12 protein-coding genes, 2 pseudogenes and 2 riboswitches are annotated in these 14,553 nt (G+C 41.6%); of the genes and pseudogenes, 11 read left to right on the top strand and 3 right to left on the bottom strand.

Features of this window, described 5'->3' with window-relative positions; all coding sequences use genetic code 11:
- Nucleotides 1-16: 16 nt before the first annotated feature.
- The 6 genes and pseudogenes from ACHZEU_RS02725 to ACHZEU_RS02700 all read left to right on the top strand — a co-directional run bounded on the left by ACHZEU_RS02725 (nucleotide 17) and on the right by ACHZEU_RS02700 (nucleotide 4,848).
- Nucleotides 17-1,603 (top strand): ABC transporter substrate-binding protein, encoded by a 1,587-nt coding sequence (locus ACHZEU_RS02725; RefSeq protein WP_404803989.1) that lies wholly within the window; start codon nucleotides 17-19, stop codon nucleotides 1,601-1,603.
- Nucleotides 1,551-1,847 (top strand): annotated as a pseudogene (locus ACHZEU_RS02720) (hypothetical protein); the annotation flags it as partial. The gene ACHZEU_RS02725 and the pseudogene ACHZEU_RS02720, both read left to right, overlap by 53 nt.
- A 208-nt stretch (nucleotides 1,848-2,055) precedes the next feature.
- On the top strand, nucleotides 2,056-2,556 hold the full coding sequence (locus ACHZEU_RS02715; protein WP_279494882.1) for an ABC transporter permease: 501 nt from the start codon (nucleotides 2,056-2,058) through the stop codon (nucleotides 2,554-2,556).
- Nucleotides 2,553-3,365 carry an ABC transporter permease gene (locus ACHZEU_RS02710; protein WP_404803988.1) on the top strand — a complete coding sequence of 271 codons (813 nt, stop codon included), beginning with the start codon at nucleotides 2,553-2,555 and terminating at the stop codon, nucleotides 3,363-3,365. Before ACHZEU_RS02715 ends, ACHZEU_RS02710 begins: the two co-directional genes overlap by 4 nt.
- A complete protein-coding gene (locus ACHZEU_RS02705) occupies nucleotides 3,358-4,107 on the top strand; it encodes an ATP-binding cassette domain-containing protein (RefSeq protein ID WP_404803987.1) in 750 nt (249 codons plus the stop codon). Before ACHZEU_RS02710 ends, ACHZEU_RS02705 begins: the two co-directional genes overlap by 8 nt.
- A gap of 6 nt (nucleotides 4,108-4,113) precedes the next feature.
- Nucleotides 4,114-4,848: an ABC transporter ATP-binding protein gene (locus ACHZEU_RS02700; protein WP_231595759.1), complete on the top strand. Its 735-nt coding sequence runs from the start codon at nucleotides 4,114-4,116 to the stop codon at nucleotides 4,846-4,848.
- Nucleotides 4,849-4,886: 38 nt separating this feature from the next.
- On the opposite strand, the gene ACHZEU_RS02695 is transcribed toward ACHZEU_RS02700, so the two are convergent.
- The gene (locus tag ACHZEU_RS02695) at nucleotides 4,887-5,276 is read right to left on the bottom strand and encodes a hypothetical protein (RefSeq protein WP_048395742.1); all 390 of its coding nucleotides are present in this window, start codon (nucleotides 5,274-5,276) and stop codon (nucleotides 4,887-4,889) included.
- A 110-nt stretch (nucleotides 5,277-5,386) separates the two neighbouring features.
- Here ACHZEU_RS02695 and ACHZEU_RS02690 point away from each other — a divergent pair, with 110 nt between their 5' ends.
- The gene (locus ACHZEU_RS02690) at nucleotides 5,387-5,767 is read left to right on the top strand and encodes a PH domain-containing protein (protein ID WP_048395723.1); all 381 of its coding nucleotides are present in this window, start codon (nucleotides 5,387-5,389) and stop codon (nucleotides 5,765-5,767) included.
- A gap of 163 nt (nucleotides 5,768-5,930) precedes the next feature.
- Here the strand turns inward: ACHZEU_RS02690 and ACHZEU_RS02685 are convergent, their stop codons facing one another.
- The gene (locus ACHZEU_RS02685) at nucleotides 5,931-6,698 is read right to left on the bottom strand and encodes a GNAT family N-acetyltransferase (RefSeq protein ID WP_404803986.1); all 768 of its coding nucleotides are present in this window, start codon (nucleotides 6,696-6,698) and stop codon (nucleotides 5,931-5,933) included.
- Between the two features lie 211 nt (nucleotides 6,699-6,909).
- Nucleotides 6,910-7,094, top strand: a riboswitch (cobalamin riboswitch).
- A 225-nt stretch (nucleotides 7,095-7,319) separates the two neighbouring features.
- Here ACHZEU_RS02685 and ACHZEU_RS02680 point away from each other — a divergent pair.
- On the top strand, nucleotides 7,320-8,075 hold the full coding sequence (locus tag ACHZEU_RS02680; RefSeq protein WP_404803985.1) for a hypothetical protein: 756 nt from the start codon (nucleotides 7,320-7,322) through the stop codon (nucleotides 8,073-8,075).
- 117 nt (nucleotides 8,076-8,192) lie between these two features.
- On the opposite strand, the pseudogene ACHZEU_RS02675 reads toward ACHZEU_RS02680, so the two are convergent.
- Nucleotides 8,193-10,130 (bottom strand): annotated as a pseudogene (locus tag ACHZEU_RS02675) (GTP-binding protein).
- Nucleotides 10,131-10,312: 182 nt separating this feature from the next.
- Nucleotides 10,313-10,500, top strand: a riboswitch (cobalamin riboswitch).
- A gap of 162 nt (nucleotides 10,501-10,662) precedes the next feature.
- Between ACHZEU_RS02675 and ACHZEU_RS02670 the strand changes: the two are divergent.
- The 3 genes from ACHZEU_RS02670 (at nucleotide 10,663) to ACHZEU_RS02660 (ending at nucleotide 14,442) form a co-directional block, all read left to right on the top strand.
- On the top strand, nucleotides 10,663-11,655 hold the full coding sequence (locus ACHZEU_RS02670) for an ABC transporter substrate-binding protein (RefSeq protein WP_066036836.1): 993 nt from the start codon (nucleotides 10,663-10,665) through the stop codon (nucleotides 11,653-11,655).
- A 52-nt stretch (nucleotides 11,656-11,707) separates the two neighbouring features.
- Nucleotides 11,708-12,385: a precorrin-3B methylase gene (locus tag ACHZEU_RS02665; protein ID WP_326141377.1), complete on the top strand. Its 678-nt coding sequence runs from the start codon at nucleotides 11,708-11,710 to the stop codon at nucleotides 12,383-12,385.
- A 68-nt stretch (nucleotides 12,386-12,453) separates the two neighbouring features.
- Nucleotides 12,454-14,442 carry a S9 family peptidase gene (locus ACHZEU_RS02660; RefSeq protein WP_404803984.1) on the top strand — a complete coding sequence of 663 codons (1,989 nt, stop codon included), beginning with the start codon at nucleotides 12,454-12,456 and terminating at the stop codon, nucleotides 14,440-14,442.
- The last annotated feature ends 111 nt before the right edge of the window (nucleotides 14,443-14,553 follow it).

The raw sequence follows: 14,553 nt of genomic DNA, 5'->3' as shown, positions 1-14,553 counted from the left end.
TAAAGGAGATATTAAATTGAAAAAGTTTTCCGTATTGATACTTTTGATGGTGCTAGCGGTAGTTTTTGTGGGCTGCTCGTCTAATCAAGGAGGAGAGAAACAACCGACAGCTACATCATCTGCCCAGGCAAATGAGCTTGTTTTTGCCTCAGAGTCTGAGTTTGCAGGCTTAAATCCTCTTTTGGAAGAAACCAATTTAGATGCCTTTTTATTTAGAGGTCTGATGCGCTTTGATGAGCATAATGTACCCATCAATGATATTGCTCAAAGTATTAAAATATCAGATGACCAGATGACGTTTACCATTTCGATTCACAGGGATGTAACCTTCCATGATGGGCACCCATTAACGGTGGACGATATTATGTTTACCATTAACAGTATTTTGGATGATGCAAACGGTTCCTATTTAAAGTCTGATTTTAGCCATGTTGTGTCAATGGAAAAGGTCAATGACATGACGATGACTATCCAATTAGATGAGCCATTTACACCGCTATTAGACAAATTAACGGTGCCAATTTTACCAAAGCATGCCTTTGAAGGGCAAGAGATGAGAACCGCTACATTTAACCAGCAGCCAATCGGTGCGGGTCCGTATATGTTTGAACAATGGGACAAAGGGACAAGCCTGACACTAAAGGCATATCCATCTTTCTTTGGCACAAAAGCTTCTATCGAGAAAGTAATTTTTAAATTTATCCCCGATAGTAATGTGCGTGCGCTCCAGCTAAAATCGGGTGAGGTCGATATAGCGTTACTAGACCCGAATCAGGTAGAGGAGCTATCGAAGGTTGAGCATTTAAAGCTATACGAGGTGGAATCAGCAGATTATCGTGGTGTTCTCTTTAATATGAAGTATCCTATTTGGCAAGACGTTGCTGTTCGCAAGGCCATTAGCTATGGGACAGATCGTGCAGGTATTGTCAAAGGCATTTTACATGGATACGGTACAGAAGCATACTCACCGCTACAAAAGCATGCCTTTGTAAACGCCAACATTGAGCATTATAAATATGACCTTGATAAAGCAAACGAGCTACTCGACCAAGCGGGCTGGCAACTAGCTGAGGATGGTTTCCGCTATAAGAATGATCAAAAATTAGCATTTACTGTTACGGCACCTATTACTGACACAGTGCGTGTGAACATGGCTAATTATGTGGCAGAAGGCTATAAAGAGATTGGGGCAGATGTGCAAGTAGCTGCACTCGATTGGAGCAATATTGTCATTGAAGAAACAGAAGCCTTTATGGTTGGCTGGGGAAGCCCGTATGATGCTGACCATCATACGTATAGTCTCTTCCATTCTGGTGAATCCAGTCTCACAAGTGCTGGCTACAATTACGGTAGCTATAACAATTCGAAAGTGGATGCATTGCTAGAGGAGGGGCGTACAACCGTTGATCCTGAAAAACGTAAGGAAGTCTATGGGGCATTACAGGAGGAGCTAGCACAAGATCCACCATTCGCCTACTTTGCCTATGTGGATGCTGTGTATGGTATTAATCAGCAGATTAGTGGCGTCAAAGAGCGCATTTTAGGTCATCATGGGGCAGGCTTCCTCTGGAATGTCGAGGAGTGGAAATGGCATGATCGCTAAATGGATCGGGAAGCGCGTGATAATGGGGACAATTGTCCTCATTATCGTGAGCTTCCTCTCTTTTTTCCTGATGCATGCGGCTCCTGGTAATCCAGCTGCAGCGTATTATGGTGGCAATGCCCAAACGTTATCGACAGCGGAGAAAGAACGCATTGAAACAGCTTTTGGTCTGGATCAACCGATACTCTATCAATATGGTGTGTGGCTCCGTGAAGCGATGCAAGGAAATTTAGGCTACTCGGCAAAAGAAGGCAGACCAGTAGCGACAATTATACAAGAACGTTTACCAAATACATTACAGCTCGTTGTTGGAACTTTAGGCATCGTAGCCATTGCCTCAACATGGCTCGGCTTACAGGCAGGCATGAAGGAGGGTTCGTTATTAGATCGCGGACTTTCCTTTGTAAGTATTGCTAGCTCAGCCATTCCTCCATTTTGGCATTTTATTCATCATGGTGTTCTCTGTACAACTAGGCTGGTTTCCTTCATCGGGGATGAAGGATGTACGAGGGGATGGCGGCCTTGTGGACCGACTATACCATATGGTTCTTCCTTTATCGGTCCTTGTACTGGCACATGTCGGGGTATTCGCACGTTTTTTACAGGAAAATGTGAAGGCAGAGAAGCATCGTTATTATGTAGAGGTGGCACGTGCCAACGGAGTACCAGAGCGAGCTATTCGTAAGATGATTTTACGCAATGCCATTATTCCATATATCAATTATGTCGGTGTGACCATCCCATCATTTTTTGGAGGATCCATCGTGGTTGAAACATTATTTGGCTGGTCAGGCTTAGGTCAGCTTTTAGTGAAAGCAGTGATGGTAAAGGACTTTCCTGTGCTGATGGGTGCCATTTTAATCACTGGCGTAGTAGTCGTTATCTGTTTATTTGTGATTGATGTCCTCATGATTTGTCTCAATCCCCGCTTAAGAAGAGGGGGAATCGTATGAGAAAAGAGCAAAAAATGCTCATCTTTTGGCTAGTGATTCTTGGTCTTTTAGTAGGCTTCACCCTATTCTCCTCATGGTTAGTGCCTTTTGAGCCAAACGCGATGGATATGAATCATATTTATGAAGCACCTWATGGAACACACCTCCTTGGCACAGATCAGCTAGGTAGAGATGTTCTTTCCCGCCTACTCGTTGGTGGTAGAGTGACCCTTTTTATCGCTACGTTATCGGTTGTTCTATCCAGCATAATTGGCATTATCTATGGCGGTATAAGTGGCTATTTCGGTGGAGCTATTGATGCAGTGATGATGCGTATACTAGAGGCATTTTTAACAATTCCATCTTTAGTGATTGTGCTTGCTCTTCAAGCGATTATGCAAGGAAGTGTATGGCGCATGGCAATGATTATGGGGTGCACAGGCTGGTTTGTCACTGCCCGTATCGTGCGCTCTGAATTTATCCGGTTGAAGGAATTAGAGTTTATCCACATGGCGAAGATGTTCCGCACTCCGCTGTGGAAGATTCTTTTTCGTCATTTATTGCGTAATAGTCTTCCCGCCATTTTTGTCGTGACGATATTTAATTTTGCTGGTGCTATTTTTACGGAAGTATCCTTAAGCTTTTTAGGTATCGGTGTTCCACCGTCCATTCCATCGTGGGGGACGATGCTCTATACGGCACAAAATGATTTACTTGTCGGGGCTTGGTGGATGGGCCTTTTTCCTGGGATGTTCATTTTCGTAACGATTTTATGCGTGCAAGCTATTGGTAGTAGATTTAAGCAGAGAGGGGGACAGACCCATGTTTAAAATAGAGCATGTTACTGTTCGAATAAACGAAAAATTTATATTGAACGATCTCTCGTTTACGGTGCCAAAAGGTCAGATTACCGTGATGATAGGTGAAAGCGGTAGTGGAAAAAGCACCATGCTCTCTGCCATTCTAGGCATGCGTCCAGCGCAAGCAACAGTTGAAGGCTCAATCTTTTTTAATGGAAGAAATATAGTGGAATTAGCAAAACAGGATCAATCTGTACTACGCCAAAGGCACTTCTTTACGATTTTTCAGGATGCTGCTAATAGCTTTTCGCCAACGCAAAAAATGAAACAGCAATTGTATGGATTAACTGCCTTACGGATGGGGCAGACAAAGGCAGTATTTCTAGCTAAAATGAAGCATATTGTACAGGATTTACATTTACCAGCAGATGTGTTGGAGTGCTATCCCTTCGAGCTTTCAGGAGGGATGCTACAACGCTGTATGCTTGCCTGTGCTCTCTATCTGGCGCCAGCTGTTTTATTAGCGGATGAACCAACCTCTTCCTTAGATATGCTGCATCAACAGGAATTTATTCAACAATTGAAAAGGCTTCATACACAGCTAGAAACAACCGTACTCTTAATTACCCATGATTTAGATGTAGCTGCTTCCATCGCGGATTTTATCCTCGTCATGAAAAATGGAGAAATTGTGGAGCGAGGGCGAGTAACAGAAATCTTTGAGCAGCCTAAGCATCCATACACTAGGCAGCTAGTTGCGCATCATTTTTAGGAGGAGGTGTGGGCTTTGTTACTTCAGGTTCACAATATTTGTAAAAGCTATCGAAAGGGACGCCCAATATTAAATCATATTCATCTTACTGTAGGAAAAGGGGAAATAGTCGGCTTAGTAGGAGAAAGTGGCAGTGGCAAAAGCACATTGGCCAAAGTAATTATGCAGCTAGAAGCTCCTGAAAAAGGGGCAGTATACTTTCAACAGCAACCAATAACCAAGCATCGTCGCGCATCTTTTTATGACAACTGCCAGATTATTTTTCAAAATGCAACAGCCGCTTTAAATCCCATGTGGACTGTAAGGGACCTATTAAGAGAGCCGCTTCAGCATAAGCAACCTATAACGGACACCTATTTACAGACCATGCTGGAGAAGGTCAAGCTACCAACAGATATCTTACATGCCTTGCCCTCTGAGCTAAGTGGCGGAGAAAAACAGCGAGTTAATTTATTACGATCCCTTTTGGTCGAGCCACAATTAATCGTATGTGATGAAATTATTTCAAGCCTAGATCGCTTGATTCAACGAGAAATCGTTGATTTATTAAAGACCTTGAATAAAGAAAGGGCAATGGCCATTCTCTTTATCTCTCATGACTTAAAGGCTGTTTCCTATTTATGCGACCGCATTTATGTGATGAAGGCTGGAACCATTGTTGATGAGAGCAACAAAGAGAATAACGGCTTTACCTTCACGGACAGCTATGCAAAAATGCTGTTTCAGGCAATGGATCATTGATTTGGCAAAACACTTCCTTTGAATGGGAAGTGTTTTTTTTATGAGTGAACTAGCGCAGCTAATTTTTCAGTGAACTCCTCAGATATTGTGTAGATCGTATGCGTATCCTCGACATGCATCAAACTACTGTTTTGCCCTTTATCACCTAACCAAAGATGATAGCCATATTTGTTTCCTGCCTTGTCCACTATTTGTACATCATATTCTGGCGAAGCCATATTGACAACACCCTCGTTTTTGACTGTTGTTGCAATGGCTTGTTGGAATAGTGTAAGTGATTCTTCATCCGTATATTCTTTAAAAAAATCAGTGTTCACCTTGTTAAATTTAGCACCAATAGAAATGCTGACCTTAGCTAATTCATCATCTGGTTTTTCATTACATCCTAGTAAAACAACGGCTAGTAGAGACACTAAGGCAACTATCATTATTCGCAACCACTCATCCCCTCTATAGGCTAAATAATACCACCATTTCCTGTCGTAGCTCTCACTTCTTTGTAATACATTAAATAAACGAGAGTGAAAGGGGACAGATAGTGGGCTTATTTGATGGATTGATCGGCAATGCAAGCGAGGTGAATTTAGAAAAACTACAGGAGGAGGTCCATAATTTATTAATTCCAAACGAGACAGTCAAAAACGCCTATAAAATTATTAGAGACACGTTTATTTTTACCAATAAACGATTAATCCTCATTGATAAGCAAGGAGTGACTGGCAAGAAAACGGAGTATCATTCCATTCCCTATAAAAATATCGTTCATTTTTCAGTAGAGACAGCTGGAACATTTGATTTAGATGCAGAGCTTAAAATATGGGTGTCTGGCAGTCCATTACCGATTCAAAAAAACTTCAATAAGGCGACAAATATTTATAAGGTGCAAAGCGTCTTAGCACAGTATGTTTTGGGGACGTAATGAAGGTGCTAATAGTACGTGTGCACAACCAAAAGCCCGCAGATTTGCGAGGCTTTTCTGTCGTGCCAGGAAGGGGTCGGTGTAACGGATTTTAAATCAGCTTCATGATTACGGTAAGCTCGAAAATACTTTCAAGTGTAAATAACAGCGCATTGGCGAAGTCTTATTCAAATACAATCATTTCTCCGACTTCTTTAAACCCGAAGCGTTTATAAATATTTTTTCCATCCTCTGATGCCTGTAAGACTACGGGCTTTTGCTTATCGATTGTTTGACTGAGTAGGAATTGAAACATCTCACTGCCATAACCCTTGCCCCTATACGCATCTTTTGTCATCACATCATAAATCCCATAGCTATGTTTACTGTCGATTAATAATCCCGTAGCGATAGGTACTTCCTTTATGCAACCAATAAACATGCGAGCATTTGATGCTAGTTTTTCCTGTGAGAATTTATGAAAGTAAATTTCTAATGCATCTCTTTCTGCTGTTTCTCCAAATAAACTTAGAAAAACTTCCTTATATYGTAGAAGCTCTTCCTTGTTACTTACTTCTGTGATGGTAAGATAATTGGAAATTCGTGGACCTGTGTGAAGTGTATGGTCAAGCTTCATCATCATATTTCGTTCAGCTTCCTGTAAATTGCAGTCTTTTATCAGTTGTAGCCAATCATCGCTTAGATAGTTGGCATCCACCCACGTGCTGAAGGGAAGTTTATTAACAATGAAATGATTAATCCTTTGTTTAAGATGATTTTCCTTATGAATTATAGGCGATTTCGCTACTAACAAATTAAATGTATCAGTTGGAATATTTGTATTGGCTATGACAAAATGAGCTTCCTCTATAATTTGTCCAGAAACGGCTCGAGTAAATAGTTTCATTTTTTCCTCTAAATTACTCGTTACTAATTGTTGACTTGTTTTCATATTTTTCATCCTTCCACTATTAGAAGTACACTATCTTTTATTATAAAGTCAATGAAAGATAAAAAATACGCAGTTCACCTTTTTTATATCCCGCTATAACTTTATTAGTAGTTTGGAAAATATTGTGATATTTGACTTTAGAAAAACACTACTTTACAATTGATTTTAGTAATCTAATAGGAATGTGCTTATACTCATTCCTATGACAACTGAATAGCGTGTAGTAATAGGTGTAAATTGCGTGCAATTTGCTTAAAAGGGAAGTCGGTGCGAATCCGACACTGTCCCGCAACTGTAAATGTGAGCGACTTTTCAGTATCCACTGTCTTTGGACGGGAAGGAGAAAAGAAGCGATGATCATGAGTCAGGATACCTGCCTGTTACGAGTACACACCATAAACCTACGAGGAATAGGAGGTGGCATGTTGACAAAACAGAATGCTCTGTTCGTCACAGTACGTCAAACGCCCATAGTAAATGAAAGGGTTCATAATCGAACTCGTTCACACATACTTAGGGTTTGTTTGGCATTGTGTGATGAAAGAAGATAAAATGAAGGATTTCCTCAAAAGTAGGGAGTCCTTTTTGTTTTGAAAATATGTACGCAAAGGGGATGCACGTATGACAAATATTCATGTAACGACAACGTTGGAAACGCCTTATGAAGATCTGAACATTTGTAAGCAACCACGCACAGAAGTTGCCAAGAAAGCGAAAACAAGAATGGTGGTCGAGTCACTGATCGATCAATTATTAGCAACGAAGCTGATTCGCAATGATCGCTTCTTTGAGCAAATCTTATATAATAAAGAAATTATTTGGATACAAAATGGGGATGTGGACGGTCATCTTTTAGCGAAAGCAGCCATAGCAGATGAACTAAAAACAAAGACGAATAGTTTTATGATGTACATGCCGACCAATCCGATTGTCTATGAGGTCAACGGAGAAGCGTATCACTTAATTACGCGCATTGATTCTACACGCGCAAAGCCCAACCTCGACCGTCTATCATTGGAGCCAAAGCCTGTTTTAAGTGCCGCTCGTGTCAATGACTTATTATGCTCGAYTGTCATGCGCTTTTACGAAACATATTTATATGATTTAGCATCTCATCATGACAAACTCATTGCATTTGTGCAGCAGGAATATGCCCAATTTATTGAAGCGGTGCAAGCGTTAAATGATTATCATTTCAACTGGCATCCACGTGGCAACGGTCACGAGCTTTTACTGCAATTAATTGATCATCTACAACTATTAAAAAGTCAACCTGGTAAGGTACTAATTGATTTTACGAACAAGCATGACTATGTAATAGTTGAACCCGCATATTTGTTGGACAATCCAACAAAGAAAGCTGTCGGTGCACTATAAAAACAAGCCCTCCATTTTTTGGAGGGCTTGTAATATCTTATGGCAGGGTAGAGATATATTGATGCCCAAGCAAGAAATACCCGCGGAAATACCCGAAGCGAGCAGGCTCATCCCATCCTACAGGCAATGCATGGCTGCCTGTGCTTCTTGCCATGGAACCGAATATCCTTTGCCCTTAGCACAAAAGATACTAGAGGAACTATACTCAGGGTCGGCATTTCTATCGTAGCCAATCTGTGCAATCACATCCTCTGTATTATGGCACACATCATAGCCATCAAATTGGAGTGTGAGTGCACCTTTCCCATTTGTATAGGCGGCAAAGGTTGTACTGTAGCTCATTAAAGTGGCAACAGGTGCACGACCTGTTAGGATAACATCCGTTTCGGATAAAATCGGGTCATCGAACGTGCCAGCTGCTTGCTGAATATCAGTCATCATACGACCGATAAAGTCATTTGAAGCTTTCATTTTAAAGCGATAATAGGGTTCAAGTAGGACATTTTGTGCCTGCTCCAGCCCCTGACGCAGGGCACGGAAACTGGCTTCACGGAAATCTCCCCCCGATGTATGTTCATTGTGCCCGCGACCTGTTAGAAGTGTAAAATGAATATCTGTTACAGGGAAGCCTGTCAGTAGCCCATGATGGTCACGCTCAAACAGATGCTTTTCAACAAGGCGCTGATTGCCTACAGATAAATGATCGGCATGACAGGCATTGGTGAAGGTATTACCTGTTCCACGTGGATTTGGCTCCATTAATAAATGAACTTCTGCATAATGCTTGAGGGGGTCGAAATGACCATAGACCGTTACGGTCGTCGCAATGGTTTCGATGTATAAAATGTGCGGCTCACCAAAGGAGACAGCTAATGAAAAACGCGTCATTAATACCTCTGTAAGGACCTACAATTGAATGGCACCCATAATATGCACATGGATTTCCTGAAATTTTTCCTGCCAGACCACACGCAAGGACGGTTCTTCTGCTTCGAGTAAACGGAAAATCTGTAGCACTTCCTTGATATGCTGATCACCCTCATATTGAACCTTTGCCTGTAAGGTTGGGACAAGCTCATAGGGCTGTGATAGCATCGTTGTACCGATTCGATCCCCAATGTTTGCCTGGCTCAGTCCTTTGACAGCGAAAATTTCTCCTGCCTCTACCTGTTGAACGGTCTCAAAGCGWCTTCCGTTATAAAGTCGAATTTCGGTCACTTTTTCTGTTACKTCGTCAAATGAAAATTCATCTCGTACATGCAACGAGCCCTTGGTTGCCTTCATAAAGGTTAAACGCTGGTGACYATCATGACGAATCTTAAAAACCTCGCCCTCAAATGGGGCATCCTTGTCAAAATGGGAAGCCGTTAACAGCGGGAGCTGGTCAAGAAATTCCTGAATGCCCTCATCCTTTAAGGCCGAGCCAGCAAAGCAAGGGAAGGCACCTTCATTTTTAATCATTTCCTTTAATTGAGCAAGACACTGTTCATGCTCCAATGACTCATTTAGAAAGGCATCAAGCAATTTTTCGTCGCGCTCCGCCAGCCATTCCATAATATTATTTGATACATAGTCTGCTCGCAGTGGCTCATCGATGAGCAATACATGCTGAGAGCAATCTTTGCGAAGCTGGCTGATGACGGCCTCCATATTGGCACCCTCACGATCCATTTTGTTGATAAAGAAGAAGGTAGGGACATGGTATTGACGTAAAAGTTGCCACACTGTTTCTGTATGGCCCTGTATCCCTTCGACAGCGCTAATGATAATAATGGCATAATCCATCACACGAATGGCACGCTCCATCTCAGGGGAGAAATCGACATGCCCTGGCGTATCAATCAATGTGTATGTATCATCGCCAATATTCATGCGCCCTTGCTCGGCAAATATCGTAATGCCCCGTCTGCGCTCTAGCTCATGATGATCAAGAAAGGTATCCTGATGATCAACACGCCCCCGTGCTTGAATACTATTTGTATGAAAAAGCACTTGCTCAGAGAAGGTCGTTTTTCCTGCATCCACGTGCGCAAGTACACCGATCGTTTTGTACATAAGAAATCCTCGTTTCTATAGAATGCTATCTTTTTATTGTAACAGAATACTAGCTTCTATATTTCTTGTAAAATAGTTCGTCTTTATGTCGAAATAGTGCTAATATAATGATGATTATACTTTTAGTGTCATACTACTGATTGCGCGATAAATTTTCTTCTGCTAGTCTATCAATAGTATTGACCATTATAGAACGTATTGGTGCAAATGGCATTTGTCATTTGCTTAAAAGGGAAATCGGTGCAATTCCGATGCTGTCCCGCAACTGTAAATGGGGAGTCTATACAGCATGCCACTGTAGTGAAACTATGGGAAGGCGTATAGATGATGAACCTAAGCCAGGATACCTGCCAGTATGTATTTTTTGACTAAGAACCACGAGGATGGGGATAGTGATGAAGGTAATGATACCGTTATTTCACTATGCTACTCTCTTGGCGACAAGAGGGTTTTTTTATGCCCTTCCAACTACCTTAGTAGTAAAGAAGTCTCTGATTTCTTTCTATATTTTAACAGCAAAGGAGAAAAGGACATGAAGAAATGGAAAAGTATATGGTTGATGATGATCATTGCCTTGGTCGCTGTTTTAGGGGCTTGTAACGCAAAGGACAAAACGGAATCAGCTGCACAAGGTGAAAAGGTTGAGCCATCTGAGGCGGCAGCAGCAGTAACCATTGAAAATAATGACACAACTCAAACATATACGGAAGCACCAACAAAAGCGATTAGCTTAAATCAACATGTGACAGAAATCATGCTAGCACTTGGTTTAGAGGATTCTATGGTAGGGACAGCTTACTTAGATGATAAAATCTATGAGCCACTGCAAGAGGCATACGATAAGGTCCCTGTTCTTTCCGATCAATACCCAACGAAGGAGCAAGTCATCGATGCCGAGGCAGATTTCCTATATGCAGGCTGGAAAAGTGGCTTTGGCGAAAAGGGTGTAGGCACACCAGAAGAGCTTGAAGAATTAGGCATCCATACGTATTTACATACGGCTTCCAACATGACAAAGCCAACAATAGAGGATATTTTCACTGATATTCGCAATATCGCGAAGATTTTCCGTATTGAGGATCGTGGCGAAGCTTTAATTGAGCAAATGACGAAAGATGTAGAGGCAGTACAAGCTAAATTACCAAAAGATAGCGAAAAATTACGTGTTCTTGTGTTTGATAGCGGTGAAAAGGATGTATTTACAGCTGGTCAAAACTTTATGAATGAGCTTGTGACAATCGCGGGTGGACAAAATATTTTTGGTGATGTGGAATCAGGCTGGACAACTGTGTCGAAGGAAGATGCAGTAGACCGCAACCCAGAGGTAGTTGTCGTGATTGATTACGGTGAAACAACGGCAGACCAAAAGATCCAATTCTTAAAAAATGATCCAGCCTTAAAGGAGATGGAAGCCGTCAAAAATGAGCGCTTTGTCATCCTGCCACTTTCAGCAGCGTCTGAAGGGGTTCGTGCGGCAGAGGCCATTGAAATTTTAGCAAAGGGCTTCTATCCTGAAAACTTTTAATCCATTCGAGCTAGCGTTTTTGCTAGCTCCTTTTTTATAAGGAGCGATAAAAATGAACGCATTTCAAAAAAATGTACCAGATCAAACATTTGAAACACTGAACCGTCATGGTGAGTTTACCCGTCTAGCCGTTAGCCCTGGCATTATTAATAAGCATTATACTCCTGCACAATTCCAAAAAATAGCCGAAATTGCTGGCGAAAAGGGGGCGATAAAATATTCTGCTTCCTATAGTATACTCGTATCCATACCAACGTGCGATGCCACAGAAGCGGTGCAAGCCTTACAGGAAGCAGGTCTTTATGTTGCTCCCTCTGGTTCAATCATAGCCATGAAGGCCTGCGATTTTTGTGATGGGGAGAAAATGGAGGCTACTCCGATAACCGAACAGCTCTATCATGCCATAGAGGGGATGAAGGTACCTGCAAGAGTGCGTGTCAATATTAATGGCTGTGCATCAGCTTGCTACAATGCAGTCTATGATGATATTGGACTCGTTTACCAACAAGAAAGCTTTGATGTCTATTTAGGGGCAGTACCAATGGGAGCAAAGGCACAGGCTGGCACATTATTCGCTAAGAGGGTAGACGTCACACAAATTGAAGATTTTTTACTGCACCTGATAAACCTTTATAAGGAGCATGCTCGCCCAAATGAGCCCTTTTATAAATTTTATCGCAGAACAAAGTCAGCAGAATATTGGGAACTAGTAAAAAATTCAATTAAATAGAGGAATATTACTTAGGGTGTCGAAGTATTGTAGTAAGACAGAAAATTACAATACAAAGGAGCAAGAACATGACATCGAAACAAGGGATTCAACCAGAAGATCTTTATCACTTAAAATCAGTAGCAGATCCACAGCTTTCACCAGATGGGACAGAGGTAGTTTATGTAGAGACTCGTATGGACGAGAAGAAAAATGACTATATATCGAATTTGTTTTACATAAACTTGAAGGACAAAACACCACAGCAATGGACATTTGGTGAAGATAGAACGAGTTCCCCTGTTTGGTCACCAGATGGCAGTCAAATTGCATTTTTGTCAACGAGAACAGGTAAGTCGCAAATTTATGTTCTTTCGAAAGCAGGTGGAGAGGCAAAACAGGTGACACATTGTAAAAATGGAGCGACCTCCCCTGTCTGGTCACCATGTGGCAAGAAAATTGCTTTTTCAGTCGTGCTAGGGAAAGATGAAACCATCCTAGATAAAGCGGAGGATGAGAAGAAAAAGGATAAAGAACTAAAGCCACTAGAAATCGAGAAAATGAAACACAAATCGGATGCTGGTGGATTTATTGATATGGAGCAGTTTACCCATATTGCCATTGTCAATGTGGCATCAGGAGAGCTAGAACAAGTGACAGAAGGCAAAGAGTACTGCCATCTGGGTACTTGGTCGCCAGATGGCAAATACCTTACGTACTTAGCAGATAAAGCGGAGGATTTAGATTTCTCATTTAATGTGGATATCTATTTATTGGAGTTAGAATCTAAGCAGAGTCACAAGCTAACAGAAGGTTCGGGTGCATATTACCAAACAGCTTGGTCTCCGAATAGTCGCTATCTTTCTTTTGTAGGTGGAGAACGTGAATTTGAAAATGCCACACAAGCAAAGCTTTGGATTTATGACATGGAGCAAAAACTACTAAACTGTGTAACAAGTGATTTTGATGCGCCTGTTGGTGATTATGTCATCGGTGATTTCCTGCAAGGTGTAGCGTCACCACGTGTGCAATGGATGAATGATAATCATAGCTTCTACTTCCAAGTCACAGATCACGGCAATGCGGCGATTTATTACGGAAATGTAGATGGCGAAATTTACCCAGCTATCCATGATGATCAATATGTCTATGGCTTCTCACTTGATGCGCAAAACGATCAGGCTATTGCGGCTATTAGCACAACGACCCATCCAGGCGATCTGTTTTATGTGAACCTAAAAACAGGTGACAAAGAACAGTTGACGTCCATTAATGAAGATTTTTTAAAAACCAAAACATTAGCTGTTCCAGAGAGTATCGAATTTGAAGGTGCAGAAGGCTGGAAGGTCAATGGCTGGATTATGAGGCCAGTTGGCTATGAAGCAGGGAAGAAATATCCTCTCATTCTTGAAATCCATGGTGGTCCGCATGCAATGTATGGTAATACCTACTTTAATGAATTCCAAATCCTTGCTGCACAAGGCTTTGCAGTGCTTTATACGAATCCGCGTGGTAGTCATGGCTATGGCCAAAAATTTGTGGATGCAGTACGTGGCGATTATGGTGGTAATGATTATGCGGACTTAATGGCAGCGGTAGACTACGCTCTGGAGCACTATGATTTTATTGATCAAGATCGTCTAGGTGTAACTGGTGGAAGCTACGGTGGTTTTATGACCAACTGGATTGTGGGCCATACAAATCGCTTTAAAGCAGCTGTGACGCAGCGCTCCATTTCGAACTGGATTAGCTTTGCTGGTGTCAGTGATATCGGCTATTACTTTACAGACTGGCAAATTCAAGCAGGACTCGATGATATAGAGAAGCTATGGCATCATTCGCCACTGAAGTATGTAGACAAAGTGGAGACACCATTATTGATTTTACATGGTGAAAAAGACTATCGTTGTCCAATTGAGCAGGCAGAGCAATTGTTTATCGCCTTAAAATATCGTAAAAAAMAAACAAAGTTCGTGCGTTTCCCTGAGGCGAATCATGAACTTTCAAGAAGTGGAAAGCCTACATTACGAATTAATCGACTTGAATATATCCGTGATTGGTTTGTGAAATATCTATAATCGGGTGGCCTAAGAAGAGAACATCTTCTTAGGCTACTTTTAATAGAAAGGCTCTGTTTGTTTATAACGTTTCAATCTTTTGGAGTCTTTATTGTAGAGATACCGAACCTC

The organism is Lysinibacillus sp. S1 (assembly GCF_044986265.1).
In the GTDB taxonomy this organism is placed as follows: Bacteria; Bacillota; Bacilli; order Bacillales_A; family Planococcaceae; genus Lysinibacillus; species Lysinibacillus capsici.
Note: the sequence above shows the minus strand (reverse complement) of the source record. Positions and strands in the feature narration are given on the sequence as shown.